Source organism: Lachnospira hominis (ex Hitch et al. 2025) (assembly GCF_040096395.1).
Classification (GTDB): Bacteria; Bacillota; Clostridia; order Lachnospirales; family Lachnospiraceae; genus Lachnospira; species Lachnospira hominis.
This window is the reverse complement of sequence record NZ_JBBMES010000004.1, coordinates 17232-36080: the sequence shown is the minus strand read 5'-3', so window position 1 is coordinate 36080 and position 18849 is coordinate 17232. Positions and strand designations below refer to the sequence as shown.

Sequence of the window (18849 nt, the reverse complement as noted above, 5' to 3'; positions counted from 1 at the left end):
TACACTATTTTGCTCAGATTGTCACCTTTTTTATATATTCCGATGCAATCCTTTCCGCAACTTTCATTCCATCAACTGCAGCAGATGTAATGCCTCCTGCGTATCCTGCACCTTCGCCACATGGAAACAGGCCTTTAATATCTGATTCACAGTTTTCGTTTCTTATAATTCTTACCGGACTTGATGTTCTGCTCTCAACACCTGAAAACACAGCATCTTCCATATCAAAACCTTTGATGTGTTTTGCAAAGCCTTTAACGCCTTCACTTATTGAATCACTTATTGTTGTGCCTAAGACATTTCTTAAATTGGCAAAGCTGTAACTGCCTTTAATGTTCGGTGTTACACTGCCAAATCCGGTTGAAATTCTGTCCTGTCTGAAGTCTCCAAGCAGCTGGACAGGAACATTACCATCACCGTATCTATATGCAAGCTTTTCAAGCTCTCGCTGATAATACATTCCTGCCAATGCACCATTATTTCCATAATCATCAGGTGTTACCGTGACAATTATTGCACTGTTTGCATTGCCTGAATTTCGTCCTGAATAGCTCATTCCATTGACAGCAAGCATATTTTTTTCAGAAGAGGCATTGACAACATAACCTCCGGGGCACATGCAGAATGAATAAACGCCTCTGCCCGCTTCTGTCTGGTATGTAACTTTATAATCTGCCGCAGGCATCTTGTATGCAGAATCACCATAAGCATTATAATTAATAAATGACTGTGGGTGTTCAAGTCTTAAACCGACAGCGAATGACTTTGCTGTCATATTTATATTTCTTTTTTCAAGCATCTCGAATGTATCTCTTGCACTGTGTCCTATTGCAAGACACAGATTGTCACATGCAAGTTCATATTCTTCACCATTTTTTACATTTTTGATTTTAATACCGGAGATTGCTCTGTATGAATTCTCTTCAATTGTTAAAATATCGGTTATTTTGCAGTTGAACCTTATTTCACCGCCAAGTTCAATAATATGTTTTCTTATTGAAGATACAACATTTCCAAGTACATCAGTTCCAATGTGCGGTTTATTTATGTATAATATTGACGGGTCAGCCCCGAATTCAACGAAAGTTTCAAGCATGCATCTGATTCTGCCGCTTGTATCTTTTATCATTGTATTTAGTTTTCCATCAGAAAATGTACCTGCACCGCCTTCGCCAAACTGTACATTTGATTCTGTGTCAAGTTCACCTGTATTCCAAAAATTTTCTACAGTTTTTCTTCTTTCATCCACAGGCTCTCCACGTTCGATTACAATTGGTTTAAGTCCTGCTTCGGCAAGTTTCAGTGCGGCAAATATTCCTGCAGGTCCGAATCCTGTAATTACAGGTCTTTTGTGTGAATCAAGGCTGTAATTAACGTCTTTAGCCGGAAAATCAAACTCATTAATACATGCCATTGAAGCATTTTTTATCTGCATTTTATGCTTTTGTTTTTTAATGATTTTTCCTTCAATAATGTCATTTAAAGCAGTATTTTTTCCAGATATTATAACATTGTATACATCAACACTGTATACATAATAAATATCAGGTTTATGTCTTGCATCAAGCGATTTTTTAAATATTTTCCATTCAATCTGTGCATCTGCAGGAAGCTTTAATGTATGTATAATCATATTTTTAAGCTTTTTTTCGGATTCATCCGGCTTTAATTTCAGCTGGCTTACACGTATCACGTTTTTCATAATTATCTCCGTTCTATATTTTTACTCCGGCTGCTCATAAGCCCGGCAAGATGTCCGCTGCTGAATGCCCATTGCAGATTGTATCCGCCGCATTTTCCGTCAACATCAACAATTTCACCGGCAAAATAAAGTCCTTTTGTGTTAAGAGACTCCATTGTATCAGGATTTATCTGTGAAAGTTCAATACCGCCCTGACATACCTGGGCATTTTCAAATCCTTTATATCCTGTTATATTAAAAATGAAGTTTTTTAACTGCTTTACAATCAGAAAACACATTTCTTTTCCAGCTTCACCAACAGACATATTAATATCTGCATTTATGCTTTTTGCTGCCGCAGACACAAGCTTTTTATTTACAATTCCAGCAAAAAACTGCTCAATTGTCTTTTGCGGTTCGCGTTTTATCCGCATTTCTATGTCACTTGCAATATCATCATATTCAATATCGCTAATCATATCTATGGCAGCAGTTACTTTTTTCTTTTCAAAAACGCCCCTGACTGCAAAACGGCTCACCTGAAACACAGGAATTCCGGAAATACCGTAATCAGTATACTGTATCTCTCCTGTATCACGCGAAATTTCTTCGCCGTCAATATATATTTTTACAGTTCCGGTGCTTCTTACGCCAGCCATTATTTTGCAGAATTTATTGTCACTTTTCAACTGCACAAGTGCCGGAAGAGGTCTTTTAACACGACATCCCATATCTAATGCAATTTTATATCCGCTTCCGTCAGAACCCGAAACAGGTAATGCATTTGAGCCGGCAGCCAGAATGACTGATTTTGTATTTACACGCCTGTTTTCATTATTATCATAACAATCAATTAAAAAATTCTCTTTTTTATATATGCTCTCTATATTACATTCAAGAAAAATTTCTATTCCCAGTCTTTTTATTTCCATGCATAAAGCATCACAGACTGAAGCTGCAGTTTCAGAATGTGGGTATACATAACCGTTTTTTTCTTTTGAATAAATGCCAAGCTGCCTGAAAAATCCGATGACCTCTTTTTCATTAAACTTATTAATGACATTCATAACAAAATCCTTATCTTCATTCTGGAAACATGTTGCATCCATCTTGTGATTTGTAAAATTGCATTTGCCATTACCTGTAGATAAAATCTTGCTTCCAAGCCTTTTTGTATGTTCTATTATGGCTGTTTTTGCTCCATTTTGTGCTGCTGTGACAGCCGCCATCATTCCGGATGCACCGCCACCGATAACAACACAGTCATATCTGTAAGATCTCACATTTTCCTCCATAAGTATTTTTATAAACATTCCAACAGGTATTTTATGAACTGTAAGCCTGTAAAAAATTATAAAGATTTTCTTCACCATCAATATAAAGTCCCAGTTTTAACTGTTCACGTATTTCTGCCGGAATTGAATTCATATTAATATCGGCATAATCATAGAATGTTCTGTCCGATTCTTTATATATAACAACTTTTCCGTCTTCATAGACAAGATAAAAACTTTCATTGATATCTTCATCTGCCGGATAGGTGCTGTCAGTTGCCTGTGTATAATTTTCGAGATTAATGTTATTTTTATTATGTTTCGTTTTATAATAACCTGTTATAAATATAACAAACCAGATTATTATTATCAAACCGACAACAATTCCCACAATATAACCATATATTTTTTTCATACATGTTTATCAGCCTGTATACAAGCTGCCTCCATGTGGTTATTATTGCCTTTTTCAATTCAATTATTCAGTTTTGATATCACATGCACCAAAACTGTGCGGTAAAAGCTCATCAAGCTTGAATTTTTTAATTAATCCATGATTTTCAAGGATTATAATTCCGTCACTGTTCATAAATTCCGACATAACCTGTCTGCATATTCCGCACGGCCATGTGAATTCATTGCTGTCTGATGCAATTGCAATCTTTTTTATTCTGGTTTTTTGGTCACTTACACATTTGAAAATTGCCGTTCTCTCAGCACAGTTTGTTGCACCATATGACGAATTTTCTATATTACAGCCTGTGTATACATAATTATCTTCTGATAAAACAGCTGAACCTACATGAAAATGTGAGTATGGCACATATGCTTTTTTTGCTGCTTCTTTTGCCATTGATATAAGTTGTTCATCACTTATTTCATCCATCATATTACTCCTTTATTGTGACTTCACTTGTGTTTTCAACGAGTGCAACATATGTTTTGCCTGGATTCATTACAATTTCTGTTCCGTCACCATAATAATACTTCGTTGCACCTTCGCTCTCACTTTCTTTTATCCATGTGACTTCACTGGCATATCCATTAGATACAAACAATCCTTTTCCCGAACCATATATTTTATAATTTGGTGTTCCGTTTTCATAATAAGCAGGCGTGACATATTTTATAAGAATATTATCAAAACTCAGCTGCTCACCGCTCTCGCGGTCTATTTGTGCTGCACCGAACTGATATCTTAAATATTTTCCTGTCTTTTCATCATATTCAAACCAAGGGTCATTATATGGATAATTCATGTCAAGTTTTTTACAAGAAGCACCATTTTCAGGCACTATTTTTTTGCTATCATCTGTATTAAATGTAAACGGTGGAACAAATCCGTCGGGATATGTAAGCTTATATCCTTTATACTCAGCACTTTCTGTTATTCCATCCCAGCTTGTGTATGCATTATGCGGTGCAACTCTGTCGCTGCTTCTGTAAAAATTACAGTAATTCATTCCATCAAGCGAATGAAATGATGCTCTCTGAAGATAGCCGGCTGCATATTCGGAATACCCGAAATGGACATAAACAGCTTCAAATTCTTTGGCAAACAGAAGAAAATATGTACGGCAGCTTCGCACAGGTCCTATTTTTTCAAGGTCTGTTTTATTTTCAAAAAGACAACACATACGTGTAATGCCGCCCTCGACCGGTGATTCAAAAACAACATCTGCCTGTCCGATATCAGACTGAGGCATGGCATCATATATATTACTGTACATTACCGCATAAGGAACATTCTGATAATCTTCTTTTGATACCCATTGACCGCTCAAAAGGCTTCTTACCATTCCTTCATGTGTATCTTTTATCTCTGTCATGTCAGCAGGCGTATCTTTTTGTGTAATTATTACAGAATTATCTATATTTACTTTTTTTCTTGTAAGCTTTCCCATAACAAGAATTACTGTCAATATTGAAACAGCTGCCACAAGTGAAAATATAACAAACTGGATTCCGGTTCTTCTTTTACGCCTTTTTTTCACTATTTACATCCTCCCCAGATATTATTCATCTTGTAATTCCAAGATTATCAAGTATTTGTCTTTGTTTAGACTCCATTACAGCAGCCTCATCAGGTTCCATATGGTCATAGCCAAAAAGATGCATCATGCTGTGTGCAACAAGAAACGCAAGCTCACGTTCCTGTGAATGTCCGTATTTTTCTGCCTGTTCAACAACCTTTTCTACCGATACAACTATATCACCAAGCATCAGTTCACCCGAATCAGGATTAAAATAATCTTCAACGTCATTTTCAAGTTCATCACTTATGCCGTCAAAATCTCCGGGTAATGCAAAATTAAGCATCGGAAATGATAATACATCAGTAGGATTGTTAATATTCCTATACTCAGCATTTATTTCTTTTATTTCATCATTGTCTGTAAGTGTAACATTAACTTCAGCTTCATATGGGCATTTTGCATAATCAACAGCTTCGTTTATAACACGGTTTATAATATTCTCGTAATCAAGCTTTAATTCTTTGTCCGTTTCGTATTCTATATTAATTGTCATTTTGTCTTCCTCTTCTTTTTGTTGTGTTTTCTTTTTTATTTTCGCTCTCTTTGTCTTTTACCAGACTTTTTGTTCGTCTGTTCTGACGGCTCTCATAATCTTCATATGCCTTTACAATCTTTTGGACAAGAGGATGCCTTACTACGTCCTGATTCGTAAGTTTGACAAAACCTATATCATCAACTTTTGATAATACTTTAATTGCAACATCAAGTCCTGATACAGTTCCGGCCGGAAGGTCTTTTTGTGACGAATCACCTGTAACTATTACTTTTGAACCAAATCCTATTCTTGTAAGAAACATCTTCATCTGTGCCGGAGTAGTATTTTGCGCTTCATCAAGAATGATAAAAGCATTATCAAGTGTCCGTCCTCGCATATATGCAAGTGGTGCTACTTCAATCAGCCCTTTTTCCATATTTGCAGCAAAACTTTCAGCTCCCATAATCTGATAGAGTGCATCATATAAAGGTCTTAGATATGGGTCAACTTTACTCTGGAGATCACCGGGCAGGAATCCCAGTTTTTCTCCGGCTTCTATTGCGGGACGTGTAAGAATTATTCTTCCGACTTCATTATTTTTAAATGCCTGTATAGCCATTGCCATTGCAAGATATGTCTTTCCTGTTCCGGCAGGACCAAGTCCGAATACAATCATTTTCTGTCTTATCTGTTCTACATAATACTTCTGTCCAAGTGTTTTGGGCTTAATCGGCTTTCCTGTTATTGTTCTGCATACAAGTTCATCATCTATTTCTAATACAGCATCTTCTTTCTCATCCATGCATAATGCAAGTGCATAGTCAACATTTTGTTCTGTTATTGTATTTCCACGTTTGGCAAGTTCCAAAAGATTTGCCAGTACCTTTCGTGCATGACCGGCACCGGATTCACTTCCAAGAATTTTTACCTGCGAATCTCTTGCTATTATTGTAACTTTTAATGTCTTTTCAATCTTTTTTACATATTCATCAAACTGTCCAAAAACCGAAACGCTGTAATCAGCCGGTATTTCTATATTTGTTTCAATAACACTCATCAATTGCTCTCTTTCTTTTCTCCATCCGATATTTTACTGTCAGGCATTGCAAGTTCATCTGCCGCAACATTTTCTTTTACTGTCTGCGGTGAAATAAGAATAAGTGCACCTTCACATGTATAAATATCATTATTTTTAAATATTTTAACACGTTCATCAGCTATTTGCACGCCCTTTTGATTCAACTGTGACAATAATCTTGCAAGTCTGCCATTTAATACAGCAGAAGCTTCCTCATCACTATATGTATATTCTTCCGGTTTATATTCATAATATGTTATTTTTCCAACTGACACCGGAAGATATAAGTCGTCATTAATTTTTAATGTCTTATAATCCTCTTTTTTATCGCATAACTTTAATCCAACAGATCCGGGTCCTATACTGATAATATATTTACCGGCTCTTATTACTGCATTCACCCTTGTTTTTCCTGTAAATACTTTATTTTCATATTTTTCAGACAGCTCATCACTGTAAATCATTTCTGTTTTTATTAATACATCTGCATCTGCCGTGACGCCTCTTTTTGCTATAACTTCACCAGAATCGTCACATATATTTACAACACCGGAAACAAGCACCTGTCCTTTTTCAACGTTGTCACCTTTTTTTACAAGCGGGGTGCCGCTTCTTGTTATTATTGACTCTATTGTTCCATCATCAGACGCAATTATATTTTCGGGAATCTCTGTGCTTTTTATTTCGCCCTCAAAGCTGTCATTTTCTTTTATTGAAATATAAAGATGATTACCTTTTACTGCCGCTGCGACCCATGTAATCTCATCAAAATCCTCTCTCATCCTCTTTTCTATATCATTACAGTCAATACAGGCAGTTCTGCATCCGTTTTTTACACCGATGCTTTCAAGATATCGTGTGAGAACAGGCGTTGTAAGATTGCTGTTGCCCGAAAATGTAATATTGAAAAGGAAAAGACTGCATATGTATATAAAAGCCATGCACAGTACAACTCCAGCAACAAACGAGTAATGCTTTCTATACCTGAAAGCTATAAACGGAATTCCTTTTTTCTTTTTTATGCGTATTTTATTTCCTGTTTTTTTTGCAATTTCACACGCCGTCCTGAAGTTCCTGGCAGATATCACAGCCTCCAGATATTCATCGCTAGAAATAACATGCTCAAGACATATTTTTCTGTGGTGGCACATATTAATAAATCTTTCTCTGCTGCCGGACATAACATGTATCGTTACACATCCATAAATAAATTTAAATCCAGCCATAAACTACGCCTCTTTTATTTCTGTCTGTTATGATTTTCATATTCCACAAGACATATTATCCCTTTTATCTGAATCTGGTCATCATCCAGATATTCAATTTCAAGGCACTTCCCTTTTATGCCAACACATCCTTTTTTTGTAGTCAGTCTCACTTCGGTTGTTTCATAGCTTACTATTGATTTGAAGTTCTGTACAACAACCTGCATATCTCCTGTAATATTTATAACAGGCATGCCAAAGACAACATCTTTTGGCAGTCCAAGCGACCTTGCAGTTTCAGCTTTATTCATAAATTACTCACATCGTCAGGCAGTATTATTATAATTAATATGCCAGACATCTGGTTTTTATTCATGATGCGGCATCATTTACAGACTCTGCATCTTTTTTGCCATTATATCTGTATAAAAAAAGATGAGCCCCGAAAGGCTCACCTTCAATAAAAGTCATTTAATATTAGTTGAACTTACGTTTTCTAGCTGCTTCAGACTTTTTCTTACGTCTTACGCTTGGCTTTTCGTAATGTTCTCTTTTACGAATTTCCTGCTGAATGCCTGCCTTAGCACAGTTTCTCTTGAATCTGCGTAATGCACTATCTAAAGACTCGTTCTCTTTAACGATGACATTTGACATATCTCTTCCTGACCACCCTTCTGTTGCAAATTGTGCTGTGCAATACATATTAGGGTATTTACTAATCGCACAATAGACATTATACCACATAATCTCATTGCGTCAATGATAAAATTGAATTTTTTGCACAATTTTTTATTTAATCTGTCCTTCAAGAACTTCTGGTACTTTTGCAAGTAATTCATCAATTCCTGCCGGATTCTTACCGCCGGCCTGTGCCATATTAGGACGACCACCGCCGCCACCGCCAACGATTGATGCAACAGCTTTGATAAGATTTCCTGCATGAGCACCTTTTGCAATAACATCGTCTGTTGCCATTGCAATCATATTAACCTTATCACCCTGGGCACTGACAATAAGTACAACACCTGAACCAATTTCACCTTTAAGCTTATCACCTAAGTTTCTTAATTCGTTCATATCTACGTTATCAACTTTGGCTGCAATATATTTAACGCCTTTTACTTCTTTAACATCATTAGAGACATCACCAAGTGCATTATTAGCAATCTGTGCCTTGAGTTTGTCATTTTCACTTGAAAGAGCTTTGATTTCTTCGTTCATTGCATTAATTCTTCTGATAAGCTGTGGACGCTCTGTTTTTGCAGCAACAGCGGCTTCATTTAATTCTTTTTCAAGTGATGCAAAATACTTCATAACTCCTTTATCTGTAAGAGCTTCAATTCTTCTTACACCGGCAGCTACACCAGACTCAGAAATAATCTTGAAAAGTCTGATATTGGCTGTATTTGCAACATGTGTACCACCACAGAATTCTTTAGAAAAATCTCCCATTGATACAACTCGTACTTTATCACCGTATTTTTCACCAAAGAGAGCCATAGCTCCTGTATTCTTGGCTTCTTCAATAGTCATAACCTGTGTGATTACAGGAATTGCTTCTGAAATCTTATCATTTACAATATCTTCAACTTTTGCAATTTCTTCTGCTGTCATGCTCTGGAAATGAGTAAAGTCAAATCTTAATCTCTCTGGATTAACAAATGAACCCTTCTGCTCAACATGATTGCCAAGAACTTCACGAAGTGCTCTCTGAAGAAGATGTGTTGCACTGTGGTTCTTGCTTGTGTCAGCTCTCCATGCACCATCAACTTTTAATGTGACTTCGTCGCCGGACTTAATCATGCCTTTTGTCATAACACCGACATGTCCGATTTTACCGCCTTTAAGGTGAATAGTTGTTTCTACCTTAAATTCGCCTTCACTGCCTGTAATTGTACCACAGTCGCCTTCCTGACCACCCATTGTGCCATAGAATACTGTCTCATCAACTATAATTGTTCCTTTATCACCCTCGGAAAGAGCCTCAACAACTTCTTCTTCAGTTGTAAGAACTGTTACATGTGAATGATTTTCAAGCTTGTCATAACCGACAAACTTACTTGTAATTGCAGGGTCAATATCATCATATACAGTAGCATCCGCTCCCATATAATTAGTTGTCTTTCTTGCTTTACGGGCTTTTTCACGCTGTTCGTTCATAGCCTTTGTAAAGCCTTCTTCATCAATTGTGATATTCTTTTCTTCGAGAATCTCTTTTGTGAGATCAAGTGGGAATCCATAAGTATCATAAAGCTTAAAAGCATCTTCACCGGCAAGTACGCTGCTGCCATTCTTTAATACTTCTGCTTCCATATCATTAAGAATACTTAATCCCTGGTCAATTGTCTTGTTAAACTTTTCTTCTTCTTCAGAAATAACTTTGGTAATGAATACTCGCTTTTCTTCAAGTTCAGGATAACCATCCTTTGAACCTTCGATTACTGTCTCACAAAGCTTAGACAGAAACTTACCTTCAATACCTAAGATACGTCCATGTCTTGCTGCACGACGGAGAAGTCTTCTTAAAACATAACCTCTTCCTTCGTTAGATGGCATAATACCATCACTTACCATAAATGTAACTGATCGGATATGGTCAGTGATAACACGGATAGAAACATCCTGCTTCTCATCATCTTTGTACTTAACGCCTGCCATCTCACAGACTTTGTCACGGAGTGCCTGTAATGTATCAACATCAAATATTGAATCAACATCCTGAACTACAACTGCAAGACGTTCAAGTCCCATACCTGTATCGATATTCTTCTGGATAAGGTCAGAATAATTACCTTTGCCATCATTATTAAACTGCGAAAATACATTGTTCCATACTTCCATATATCTGTCGCAGTCACAGCCTACTGTACAGCCCGGCTTGCCGCATCCGTACTTTTCGCCTCTGTCATAATAAATCTCTGAACATGGACCACATGGACCAGCACCATGTTCCCAGAAATTATCTTCTTTGCCAAATCTGAAAATTCTTTCAGGTGCAATCCCAATCTCTTTATTCCATATATCAAATGCTTCATCATCATCTACATAAATAGATGGGTAAAGTCTGTTGGCATCAAGTCCAACAACCTCTGTAAGGAATTCCCATGACCAGTGAATTGCTTCTCTCTTGAAGTAGTCACCGAATGAGAAGTTACCAAGCATCTCGAAAAATGTACCATGTCTTGCTGTCTTGCCTACGTTTTCAATATCACCTGTACGGATACACTTCTGACATGTTGTAACCCTGCGTCTTGGCGGAATCTCCTGTCCTGTAAAATACGGCTTTAACGGTGCCATACCTGAATTAATAATTAATAAACTGTTATCGTTATGTGGAACGAGCGAAAAGCTCTTCATCTTGAGATGTCCTTTGCTTTCAAAGAAATCCAAAAATAACTTTCTTAACTCGTTTACGCCTCTGTATTGCACTCTTCTTCCCTCCTGGCTTTTTTAGCATCTTTTTTCTTTCTAAGTGCACCGCCAATAAATACTGCGGCAACTAATAAACCAAGCATAATTACAAATTTTATGCTCTCATATAAAATCTCTCCGGCCAAAATACTTACCAAACCAACCATATTGCCTCCAATTCTGCATACATTTACTATGCAATCACATTGTTATATATTATCACAAAAAAAATCATTAATCAACCTTCCAGCTTCCACTCCTGATAAAATAGCCAGCCTGTGATTCTGCTGCATCAATTATATTTTTGTTGTACCCAATCACACCAAGCAGTTTTATGGCATTTCTTGTAACCGCAGGTCCTGTAAACAATCTGTAATTAAACTTTACATCATCATCTGTAACTTCTTCCTGAAAATGATAATTATCATAATATTTTTCAAGAAGATACGTAAGTTCAATATCATGCGTAGCCGCAAAAACAAGCACATTTTTATATCTGAGGCTTTTTAGTATCTCAGATGATGCAGCAATTCGTTCAACTGTGTTTGTTCCGCGAAGAACCTCGTCAACAAAACAGAGTACAGGTCTTTTATCATCTTTATCAACAGCATCAAGTATACGTTTTAATGATTTTATTTCAACAAGGTAATAACTGTTTTGTGCATTAAGGTCGTCACGAAGTGCCATTGAAGAATATATCCTGTAAAAAGGAGCATTATATTCTTTTGATGTACTTGTATAAATAGTCTGTGATAAAAGAGCATTTATTGCAATCGTCTTTAAAAATGTCGATTTACCCGATGCATTTGACCCTGTTACAAGAACATGTTTTGATGTTGTTATCGAATTTACAACTGGTTCTTTAATAAGCGGATGAAAAACCTCAGTCACCGACATGTTAGTCCCATGTGAAGATAACGCAGGTCTTGACCAGTATTCAAGCTGTTTTCTGAAAGAGGCTACGCATATACATGCTTCAATATATCCAAGTGTTTCCATAAGCTCATAAACCTTGTCCTCATGTGAATCAAGCTTTTTAAGCATATGATTAAACTTAATGAGGTCTATATGTGTGAGCATACGTACATAATCAAGTACCATCTCTGAAAGTGAACCTGTCACATTGCCTGATGTCAGAATTCCCGAATTTTTTACAACAGAAGAAAAATCTTTTTCAGCATCTTTAAAATATCTGTTATATTCCGAAAGTTCTTCTATATCTAATTTTTCAATATCATGTGCAGCCTGGACCATGCGTACAATCTGTGTTATACATATAAAATAAGGTTCAACGCCGGCTTTTAATTTGTAATAACTTATTACAGCAAAGCTTACAGCCACAATAACAAGCCCGATTCCCGCAACAGGATTCACAAAAATGCAGCATATAATCGCAGCTGCTATTAAAATTACTGACAGATAATGAATAAGATTGCCCGACGGCTTCAAATCCGAAAGCAGGCTTATATAATCACTTACCGATACACCCTTTGAAAATCCAAGCCAGCAGAAAATCCTCTGCACAGATTTTCTTTTTTCTTTATCGGATGCAAAAAACGAAGCAAGTCTGTCAGTCTCTTTTAACTTCTTTATATCCGACGGAATACGGAGCATTTTATACAAACTTTCCTGACCAACAGAAGAATTTGCTATATTCATTTTTTTGTAAATTCTATCCATATCGAGGTCATTCCACGTTATATCATCTATATATCCGCTATCGGCCCCGGAATTTTCTATGCTGTCCTCATAATAATGAGAAATAACTTTCATTTCATCATCTGTTATTTTCCTTGTTGACGGTTTTCCCCAGCTGGATTCAAGCTTTTTTTCAATACGTTCACGCCTTCGCCTGTTATTATCCACCCACAGATAAATCACCGCCACAATAAGTGCTGCAATAAACAAGATTACTTTTGAGTCCATGCTACCTCCAGTGCAAGTTTAATCATATCATTAAATCCTTCCTGCCTCTCACCGGCATCAAGTTTTTCTGATTTATACAAATGATCACTTATTGTAAGCATACACAATGCTTTTTTTGAAAGTGCCGCTGCATTAGCATAAAGAGCAGCTGCTTCCATATCCACGCACAAAACTCCCATACGTTTCCATGCATCATTGTCTAATGGGTCATAAGTATAAAATGAATCAGTAGAAAGGATATTGCCTACGCGGACATTAAGTCCAAGATCTTCTGCCTTTCCGGCAGCAGTCGAAATAAGATTATAATCACCAACCGGTGCAAATGTTCCCGGGAGCTTAAACTGTGACATATAATTGGAATCTGTACATGCAGCCTGTGCAATTACTATATCTTTAAGATTAATATCATCTTTAAAAGCTCCAGCCGAACCTACTCTTATTATATTGTCCACATCATACATTTTATACAATTCATAACTGTATATACCCATAGACGGCATTCCCATGCCGCTTCCCATAACAGATATTTTTCTGCCTTTATATGTTCCTGTATATCCAAGCATACCTCTTACTTTATTAAAACATACTGCATCTTCCATATAATTTTTTGCTATATATTCAACTCTTAACGGATCTCCGGGCATAAGAACCGTCTTTGCAATATCTCCCATCCGGGCATTATTATGTGGTGTTGCCATAAGTCAAGCTCCTTTTATAATAAAATTTAAAAAGGCTGCAAAAATCCGCATTATGCAGATTGTCAGCAGCCATAATATAATTAGTTACCTTCGTATTGGATTACAGCATCAATATCATATCCATTGAGCTTTTCTCTTCCTTTAAGTCCTTTGAGTTCCATAAGAAATACAACTTTTACAACTACGCCGCCAAGTTCTTCAACAAGCTTGATAATAGCTTCTGTTGTACCACCTGTAGCAATTAAATCATCAATAATTACGACTTTCTGACCAGGTTTGATTGAATCCTTGTGCATCTCGATAGTTGCTTTTCCATATTCAAGATCATAATCACACGAAATTGTCTCACATGGAAGTTTACCTTTCTTCCTTACAGGCACAAATGCTTTATGATTATTGTATGCAATCGGCACACCAAAAATAAATCCTCTCGATTCAGGACCTACAACAACATCATAGTCAATTCCTTCAAGACACTTATCCATCTCATTAATTGCAAGATGTAATCCGTCCGCATCCTGAAGTACACTTGTAACATCTCTGAATATAATTCCTTTTTCAGGAAAATCAGGAATACTTCTTACATATTCTTCCAATTTCTTCATCTCGTATCCTCCAAATAGATATCTTTATTCTTTGTTAATAATAACACATTTTCATATTATTGTACAAGTTTATTTATACAATAAGGCATACAAGTCCTGTGTTTTCATTCATCACCTTTTCAAGTGTGCCGCTGATTTTCTCCATGCTTTCAGGCGTAATATTATGTGTTTTTTCTTTTATTCCGTCACTTACAATCTGTTCAACAGTTTTTCCAAAAATATTAGTTTCCCAGATTCCCTGTGGATTATCCTTTGTATTATCTTTTATATATTCAATCAGGTCATCAGCCTGATTTTTATTGCCGACTATCGGTGCAATCTCAACATTGATATTTGTCTTTAACATATTAATTGATGGAACCTGGGCTTTTATGCGTACACCATATTTATTTCCGTTTTTTATAACAGCCGGTTCATCAAGCACAATATCTTTAACTGAAGGAGTTACAACACCGAATCCACTGATTCCGACGTCCGTAAGTGCCTCTTTGACAGAATCAAATTCCTGTTTCTTTGATGCAAGTTCTTTTATTGTATTTATCAGTTCATATTCATTTTTTATCTGCGTTTTTGTAAGTTCACTAAGTACATCATAGTAAACATCAGGTTTCATTTTTATATCAACTGAGACATTTCCGTCTGCCATATTAATATTTCTGAATGACATATCCTGAATGTGACTCTCCCCATCTGTCTTCATTATCATATCAAAAATATTATTATTTCTTGTATCTTTCATATATGTAGCACTGTCGAGGATTTTGGCAGCCGCATCAGTTATTTCTTTTTTTAGCCAGTGGTCACACGATAACATCTCAAGCCACTGTGGACCGAAAAATCCTATGCAGCGTATAGGAAATTCCATCAAAACACTCTCTAAAATCTGCTTTACATCTTCTTTTTTAAGCTGGTCGCAGTTTACAGGAGTTACCGCTACGTTATATTTTTGTGACATTTCTTCAGCAAGTGCTTTTGTTTCTTTGGCATAAGGTTTGCTGCTGTTTAAAATAACAACAAATGGTTTACCTATAGTTTTTAATTCACGTATGGTACGCTCTTCAGGCTCGACGTATGATTCTCTCGGAATTTCCGTAAAAGAACCGTCAGTTGTTACAACAATTCCAATCGTTGAATGTTCCGAAATAACTTTACCGGTTCCTATTTCTGCCGCACGACTGAATGGAATTGGACTGTCAGACCACGGAGTTTTTACAAGACGCTCCTTATCATTTTCATACACACCAAGAGCACCCTTCACCATAAATCCAACACAGTCAATAAGACGCACTTTTACATTTACACCGTCAACAGGGCATATTACAGGAGCAACTCCCGGAATAAATTTCGGTTCGGTTGTCGTTATTGTGCTGCCTGAACCACTTTGCGGAAGTTCATCTATAGTACGTTTCCTGACATTTTCATTTTCAATTGCGGGTATGACCCAAAGATCCATAAACCGTTTTATAAATGTTGATTTTCCTGTTCTTACAGGACCTACAACTCCCAGAAAAATCTCACCACTGGTTCTCATCTGTATATCTTTGTAGATATCAAATTTGAAAGCACTATCCATAAATCACCCTCCGAAATACACTTGTAAATATTAATAATTATATAATTATATTATATTGGTAAATGTATATGCGGATAGCAATCATATTTATTCGTCAAAAGATGCAATTACATAATATCCTCTCGCCGTCTCACCAACTTCTTTGACAATGCCTTTTCTTGACTTTAAACGCTCCGGTGTCGTGTAATTGCCTGACATTGCGACAGCCGGTTCTATTGTATAATAATAACTGCTTGGAAGTTTTCCTTCTGTAATTTCAACTTCCTGTCCCGGCTCAACAAGACCGGGACGGCTCATTGTAAATTCCATATCTCTCATAAAACAATCTCCTCTTTTCATCAATATTCAGATGTTGAGCTTTTCAAGGCACTTAACTGTATATTCCGACACTTTTTCTGCCAGATATCTGTTTTCTTCAAGTTCAAGTTCCGGGTCTTTGTCAAGTACTTCTCCTGCTGCTTCTGACGCACTTTTTAAAACTTTTGCATCCGTATAAATATCTGCTATTCCAAAATCAAAATCTCCGCTTTGTCTTACTCCGAAAAAATCTCCCGGACCACGCAGCTTCAAGTCTTCTTCTGCAATTTTAAATCCATCATTTGTCTTATTAAGAATCTCAAGTCTGTCTTTTGTTTTCTTTGATTTATTACCTGACACAAATATGCAATACGACTGAAAACCGCCTCGTCCGACACGGCCTCTTAACTGATGCAGCTGTGCAAGTCCGAATCTTTCTGCATTTTCAACCATCATAACTGTTGCATTTGGCACGTTTACGCCAACTTCAATTACAGTTGTTGAAACAAGCACATTTATTTCATTTTTTGAAAACTTCTCCATTATCTCATTTTTCTGTGAAGCTTTCATTTTTCCGTGAAGATATTCAACTTTTATATCATCAGGAAGCTCACCTGATAATTTTTTTGCATAATCAATAACATTTTCAGCCTCAATATTCTCGCTGTCCTCTACCATCGGACATATAACATATGCCTGTCTTCCGGCATGGACCTGATTTTCAATAAATTTATACGCATTTGGCCTGTAACTTTCATCGACAACACAGTTTTTAATCGGAAGCCTCTCTGCCGGAAGTTCATCTATAACAGATATGTCCAAATCGCCATATACAATTATTGCAAGCGTCCTTGGAATAGGTGTCGCACTCATTACAAGAATATGCGGATTATTTCCTTTATCTGACAAGTCCCGCCTCTGATTTACGCCAAATCTGTGCTGTTCGTCTGTAATTACAAGTGCAAGATTTTTAAATATCACTTTTTCCTGTATTACAGCATGTGTTCCAATTACTATATCGGTGCGTCCGTTTTCTATATCTTCATATACCTTTCTTTTTGCGGCAGCTGTCATTGAACCGACAAGTAATGAAACATTAAGTTCAACGCCCATATTATTAAACATTTTTGTTATTGAATCGTACTGCTGTTTTGCAAGAACTTCCGTCGGTACCATCATTGCTGCCTGATAACCGGCATATGCTGTATTCATAAGTGCAAGCACTGCTATAATTGTTTTTCCAGAACCAACATCGCCCTGGATAAGCCTGCTCATAAGACCTTTTCCTGACATATTCTTTTTAACTTCCGTCCACGCACTCTTTTGTCCATTTGTAAGCGAAAATGGAAGCTTTTCTATAAAATCATCCGTCCGTGAATCATTTTGTATAATGTATCCATTAGGAATTCTTTCGTTAGAATTTCTAAGACTTCTTACAGCAAGAACAAATAAAAAGAATTCCTCGAAAGCCAGCCTTTTTCGTGCCTGAATATAGTCCTCCATCGATTTTGGAAAATGAATATTTACAACTGCATAGTTATGCTCAGCAAGTTCGTTTTTTTGTCTCACATAACCTGGAATGTATTCTTTCTCCAATCCGGCATCAAACTTTTCAAGTGCCTGATGTACAGCGTTGGCAACCGTTTTATTAGACAATCCTTTTGTAAGCGGATATATCGGCTGCATGGTTCCTTCAATCTCAGAATATTGCGATCGTGTATACATTTGCGGCTGCTCAAGTATTTTTATTCCATTTTTTATAACAAACCTGCCTCTGAATATATAACGCATTCCAAGCTTTAATGACGATTTTAAAAATGGCATATTAAACCATGTACATTTTATTCTGTCACCATTTTCATCATTGATAAATGTACTTATAACTGCAAGTTTTCCCGTATGATAGACATCAATTTTTTTTGATACAACACCGTCTATTACAACATTATTATTCTCATAATCTGGCGACAGTGTGCTAATAAAAGCAGGCTCCTGATACAGTTCATAATCCCGTGGGTACAAACCCACGAGATCTTCAACTGTATATACAGAAAGCCTGCCAAGCAGCTGTGCATATTTTTCGCCTATACCTTTTAACTCTGTTATTTTCATAGGCTTATTACATCATTGATGCTAAAACTTCATTTACAAGTTTGCCATCTGCCTTACCCTTAACTTTAGGCATAAGTGTTTTCATAATGGCACCTTTATCTTTAGGTGTTGGCTTTTCGATTGAAAGTTCAGCAAGTGTTTCTTTGATTACTTTTTCAATTGCATCTTTATCCATCATCTCAGGTGCATAATTCTGCAATACACTTATTGAAAAATTACATTCGTTAATAATATCTGTTCTGTCCGCAGGTGTAAGTGACAAAGTTTCTTTAAGCTGTTTAATCTGTTTTAAAACAACCTGTGCAGCTGCTTCATCTGTAAGCTCAACTCTGTTATTAATCTCATAATTTTTAAGATCAGCAAGAAGCATTGAAAGAACTTCTTTCTTTTCTTTTTCCTTTGCCTTCATTGCAGCTACCATATCTGCTCTTACAACATCTATCATACTCATGACCAAACATCCTCCTGTTTAACATAA

Annotated in this window: 19 protein-coding genes; all 19 read right to left on the bottom strand. The window is 36.5% G+C overall.

Annotated elements, in window-relative coordinates; translation table 11 throughout:
• Positions 1–13: 13 nt before the first annotated feature.
• The gene (locus WMO38_RS05180) at positions 14–1693 is read right to left on the bottom strand and encodes an NAD(P)/FAD-dependent oxidoreductase (protein WP_435390994.1); all 1680 of its coding nucleotides are present in this window, start codon (positions 1691–1693) and stop codon (positions 14–16) included.
• A gap of 11 nt (positions 1694–1704) precedes the next feature.
• Positions 1705–2964, bottom strand: coding sequence for a BaiN/RdsA family NAD(P)/FAD-dependent oxidoreductase (locus tag WMO38_RS05175; RefSeq protein ID WP_349161800.1), 1260 nt, complete (start codon positions 2962–2964; stop codon positions 1705–1707).
• A gap of 43 nt (positions 2965–3007) precedes the next feature.
• Complete coding sequence (locus WMO38_RS05170) at positions 3008–3370, bottom strand: hypothetical protein (RefSeq protein WP_349161799.1); 363 nt, start codon at positions 3368–3370, stop codon at positions 3008–3010.
• Positions 3371–3433: 63 nt separating this feature from the next.
• Positions 3434–3841: a cytidine deaminase gene (locus tag WMO38_RS05165; RefSeq protein ID WP_021865478.1), complete on the bottom strand. Its 408-nt coding sequence runs from the start codon at positions 3839–3841 to the stop codon at positions 3434–3436.
• Positions 3842–3845: 4 nt separating this feature from the next.
• A complete protein-coding gene (locus tag WMO38_RS05160) occupies positions 3846–4949 on the bottom strand; it encodes a DUF3048 domain-containing protein (RefSeq protein ID WP_349161798.1) in 1104 nt (367 codons plus the stop codon).
• A gap of 25 nt (positions 4950–4974) precedes the next feature.
• Positions 4975–5484, bottom strand: coding sequence for an rRNA maturation RNase YbeY (gene ybeY / locus WMO38_RS05155; protein WP_349161797.1), 510 nt, complete (start codon positions 5482–5484; stop codon positions 4975–4977).
• Entirely contained in the window at positions 5474–6523 is a 1050-nt protein-coding gene (locus WMO38_RS05150) for a PhoH family protein (RefSeq protein ID WP_349161796.1), read from the bottom strand. The genes ybeY and WMO38_RS05150 overlap by 11 nt, the downstream gene beginning before the upstream one ends.
• The gene (locus WMO38_RS05145) at positions 6523–7770 is read right to left on the bottom strand and encodes a sporulation protein YqfD (protein WP_349161795.1); all 1248 of its coding nucleotides are present in this window, start codon (positions 7768–7770) and stop codon (positions 6523–6525) included. Before WMO38_RS05145 ends, WMO38_RS05150 begins: the two co-directional genes overlap by 1 nt.
• Positions 7771–7784: 14 nt before the next feature.
• Positions 7785–8060, bottom strand: a complete 276-nt coding sequence (locus tag WMO38_RS05140; protein WP_021865483.1) for a YabP/YqfC family sporulation protein — start codon at positions 8058–8060, stop codon at positions 7785–7787.
• A gap of 166 nt (positions 8061–8226) precedes the next feature.
• Positions 8227–8403: a 30S ribosomal protein S21 gene (rpsU, locus tag WMO38_RS05135; protein WP_005539624.1), complete on the bottom strand. Its 177-nt coding sequence runs from the start codon at positions 8401–8403 to the stop codon at positions 8227–8229.
• A 135-nt stretch (positions 8404–8538) separates the two neighbouring features.
• Positions 8539–11178, bottom strand: coding sequence for an alanine--tRNA ligase (gene alaS, locus WMO38_RS05130; protein WP_021865485.1), 2640 nt, complete (start codon positions 11176–11178; stop codon positions 8539–8541).
• Positions 11160–11327 carry a hypothetical protein gene (locus WMO38_RS05125; RefSeq protein WP_021865486.1) on the bottom strand — a complete coding sequence of 56 codons (168 nt, stop codon included), beginning with the start codon at positions 11325–11327 and terminating at the stop codon, positions 11160–11162. The genes alaS and WMO38_RS05125 overlap by 19 nt, the downstream gene beginning before the upstream one ends.
• A 67-nt stretch (positions 11328–11394) precedes the next feature.
• On the bottom strand, positions 11395–13086 hold the full coding sequence (locus tag WMO38_RS05120) for a MutS-related protein (RefSeq protein ID WP_349161794.1): 1692 nt from the start codon (positions 13084–13086) through the stop codon (positions 11395–11397).
• Complete coding sequence (gene deoD / locus WMO38_RS05115; protein ID WP_349161793.1) at positions 13071–13784, bottom strand: purine-nucleoside phosphorylase; 714 nt, start codon at positions 13782–13784, stop codon at positions 13071–13073. The genes WMO38_RS05120 and deoD overlap by 16 nt, the downstream gene beginning before the upstream one ends.
• An 80-nt stretch (positions 13785–13864) precedes the next feature.
• Complete coding sequence (locus tag WMO38_RS05110; RefSeq protein WP_021865489.1) at positions 13865–14389, bottom strand: adenine phosphoribosyltransferase; 525 nt, start codon at positions 14387–14389, stop codon at positions 13865–13867.
• A 73-nt stretch (positions 14390–14462) separates the two neighbouring features.
• Positions 14463–15962, bottom strand: coding sequence for a stage IV sporulation protein A (gene spoIVA, locus WMO38_RS05105; protein WP_349161792.1), 1500 nt, complete (start codon positions 15960–15962; stop codon positions 14463–14465).
• Between the two features lie 87 nt (positions 15963–16049).
• Positions 16050–16280 (bottom strand): hypothetical protein, encoded by a 231-nt coding sequence (locus WMO38_RS05100; protein WP_021865491.1) that lies wholly within the window; start codon positions 16278–16280, stop codon positions 16050–16052.
• Between the two features lie 27 nt (positions 16281–16307).
• Positions 16308–18371, bottom strand: a complete 2064-nt coding sequence (gene recG, locus WMO38_RS05095) for an ATP-dependent DNA helicase RecG (RefSeq protein WP_349161791.1) — start codon at positions 18369–18371, stop codon at positions 16308–16310.
• Positions 18372–18378: 7 nt separating this feature from the next.
• A complete protein-coding gene (locus WMO38_RS05090) occupies positions 18379–18822 on the bottom strand; it encodes a GatB/YqeY domain-containing protein (protein ID WP_021865493.1) in 444 nt (147 codons plus the stop codon).
• Positions 18823–18849 lie beyond the last annotated feature (27 nt).

Excerpts from the sequence above, each read along its gene's own strand:
- WMO38_RS05170 (WP_349161799.1), bottom strand. The coding sequence starts at position 3,370 with ATGAAAAAAATATATGGTTATATTGTGGGAATTGTTGTCGGTTTGATA.
- WMO38_RS05165 (WP_021865478.1), bottom strand. The coding sequence starts at position 3,841 with ATGGATGAAATAAGTGATGAACAACTTATATCAATGGCAAAAGAAGCA.
- ybeY (WP_349161797.1), bottom strand. The coding sequence starts at position 5,484 with ATGACAATTAATATAGAATACGAAACGGACAAAGAATTAAAGCTTGAT.
- WMO38_RS05150 (WP_349161796.1), bottom strand. The coding sequence starts at position 6,523 with ATGAGTGTTATTGAAACAAATATAGAAATACCGGCTGATTACAGCGTT.
- WMO38_RS05145 (WP_349161795.1), bottom strand. The coding sequence starts at position 7,770 with ATGGCTGGATTTAAATTTATTTATGGATGTGTAACGATACATGTTATG.
- WMO38_RS05140 (WP_021865483.1), bottom strand. The coding sequence starts at position 8,060 with ATGAATAAAGCTGAAACTGCAAGGTCGCTTGGACTGCCAAAAGATGTT.
- rpsU (WP_005539624.1), bottom strand. The coding sequence starts at position 8,403 with ATGTCAAATGTCATCGTTAAAGAGAACGAGTCTTTAGATAGTGCATTA.
- WMO38_RS05125 (WP_021865486.1), bottom strand. The coding sequence starts at position 11,327 with ATGGTTGGTTTGGTAAGTATTTTGGCCGGAGAGATTTTATATGAGAGC.
- WMO38_RS05120 (WP_349161794.1), bottom strand. The coding sequence starts at position 13,086 with ATGGACTCAAAAGTAATCTTGTTTATTGCAGCACTTATTGTGGCGGTG.
- deoD (WP_349161793.1), bottom strand. The coding sequence starts at position 13,784 with ATGGCAACACCACATAATAATGCCCGGATGGGAGATATTGCAAAGACG.
- WMO38_RS05110 (WP_021865489.1), bottom strand. The coding sequence starts at position 14,389 with ATGAAGAAATTGGAAGAATATGTAAGAAGTATTCCTGATTTTCCTGAA.
- spoIVA (WP_349161792.1), bottom strand. The coding sequence starts at position 15,962 with ATGGATAGTGCTTTCAAATTTGATATCTACAAAGATATACAGATGAGA.
- WMO38_RS05100 (WP_021865491.1), bottom strand. The coding sequence starts at position 16,280 with ATGAGAGATATGGAATTTACAATGAGCCGTCCCGGTCTTGTTGAGCCG.
- recG (WP_349161791.1), bottom strand. The coding sequence starts at position 18,371 with ATGAAAATAACAGAGTTAAAAGGTATAGGCGAAAAATATGCACAGCTG.
- WMO38_RS05090 (WP_021865493.1), bottom strand. The coding sequence starts at position 18,822 with ATGAGTATGATAGATGTTGTAAGAGCAGATATGGTAGCTGCAATGAAG.